A 2133-nucleotide genomic window follows, 5' to 3' on the forward strand; every position below is an offset into this window, starting at 1 on the left:
CTCATGATGTCCCTCTGGGATGCGCTCCGGATGAATATGATGATCTCATATCAGGAACTTGTTCGCACCTTCCCTAGTAGACCTGTACAAGGATGGATTTAATTCAGCACTACAAATCGGTCACTCGAATATTGAGGTTAATTATCATGACAATGCGGATCCAACGCTCTTTGTCATGGATGCACATGACTCGCGCGATCTTATTGACTTCTGGAACCTTCGCGCTATGCGGAAATATGTCCGACCAATTCCACTCCAATGGATTGATGCGCTTTCCCCATACTGCAGAGAATACATTGAAGATTGCCATCGCCCCGTTCGAGGGAATCAATTTGGCTTAATGACTCATGCTACCGTAATGTTTGCAAGATCTATCCCTACTGCGAATATCGAACAACTTTACGCCGACTATTTGCGGGTTAATCAAGATGAGGCAAATAGGCGTCAAGATTGGTATCCACCGATTTGGCGACCATCATCTGGTTTTACAGTTCGCAGTACTCGACCTACTCTATCCTGTGCAGAAAAAACGTTTGACACACAAATCGAAGGTGACCGAACCGAAGTTCGATTTGATTATCTCCATCCAGAATTCACTGAAAGATATGGTGCCAATGATGCTCGCTGGGTGAACGTAGTGAAATTAAAAAATTGGTCAAATACCAGTCGGGCTGCAACCGTTTATCCTTGTAATTACAGGTCGCCCAAGATGCCACGTTTCCAGTCAATACAGAGAAGCATCTTATCTACAACTGAAGGTTTTGTTGTATTTTGCCGTTTCCATAATATGTCCGATCTCTGGCGTTTGAGTGACGGCACAACGGCGATAAGTGAATGGCTAAAAAACAATGGAGTTGAAAGCCAAATCTCCGATGCAGGACAAGCTACACAGCAAATTATTAATACGCTCGGAGGTTTCAGGGGAATTAGTAGTTTTGCTCATGCAGAGATAGTGAAACTTCTCAATAAAATTTCTCGACGGCCCATTTCACCCTCAATTCAACACCAAGAATTTCAGAACAAAATTAATAATGTGGTGAAGGGTGATATATGGCGAAATAAAAATGCTGAAACTTTAGTTGAGCTTGGTGCTGTTGAGCTTGGCTTGGAGTTAAAGTGTGCAAAATGCTCTACTTGGGGATGGCACGCGCTACGCGAACTGGATCTTGTAGTAGCATGCGGCCTTTGCCTAAATAAGTTTAGCTTTCCAATGATCGATCCAAGTTCGAGTCAATTGTCCCGTTGGGCTTACAGGTTGATAGGCCCCTTTGCACTTCCCGATTATGCTCGTGGGGGATACGCCGCATCCCTAACGCTAAGATTTCTCGCCAACACATTTGGAAATCATGATGCCACGATTACATGGTCAACCGGCCAAATACTGACATTGGCCCCAAAACAATATATTGAAGCTGACCTAATACTCTGGCACCGACGCAAAGCTTTCAATGAGCTGGATCACCACGCAGAACTCGTATTTGGAGAGGCAAAAAGCTTTAGGGGCGAGAATTCAGAAGAGAAAAAAGCTGTTGCTGATGCATTTGAAGTTGAAGATGTAGAAAGAATGAAACAACTTGCTATACGCTTCCCTGGCGCAATTTTGGTTTTTGCAACCATGAAGCAGGCAGGAGATCTTTCCCCGGCCGAAATTCAGCGAATTACAAAACTCGCGTCTTGGGGGCGTGAATACATCCACGAGCGCCGACAAACAAGGGCTCCTGTAATACTCTTAACTGGTCTAGAGCTGTTCGCACCATATTCGCTTTCTCAAGCCTGGGATGCTGCAGGTGGCCGCCATGCTGAAATGGCAAAGGGACACTTCGGCTATACAGATAATCTTCGCGTTCTGGCCGATATGACACAGCAGTTATACCTTAACATGCCGGCATATAGCGAATGGTTACGAGCAAAGTGGGAAAAAAGAAATCAGCGTCGTCAAGTGCGACAAGCTGCTGCGGTGCCAGCACGAGATGCTGGAGATCATTAATGTAATCCAAGAGTGCGGAAAACCGGATGCTAAATCCTCCGGTTTTCCACATGAACACAATGTCTGCTTCTCGCTGTGAGTTCAACCGATGGACGCAACACACTTATTGAATCGCTCTGCGGGTGATTCATAGTCTAGCGTTTTTC

The 2133-nt window shown here is 45.3% G+C and carries 1 protein-coding gene; it reads left to right on the plus strand.

Annotated features, from left to right (window positions below):
* The first annotated feature begins 175 nt into the window (after positions 1-175).
* Complete coding sequence (locus V6E55_RS25310; RefSeq protein ID WP_316944114.1) at positions 176-1987, plus strand: hypothetical protein; 1812 nt, start codon at positions 176-178, stop codon at positions 1985-1987.
* Positions 1988-2133: the final 146 nt, after the last annotated feature.

Origin of the sequence: Enterobacter sp. 342 (assembly GCF_036663495.1) — a bacterium.
Classification (GTDB): Bacteria; Pseudomonadota; Gammaproteobacteria; order Enterobacterales; family Enterobacteriaceae; genus Enterobacter.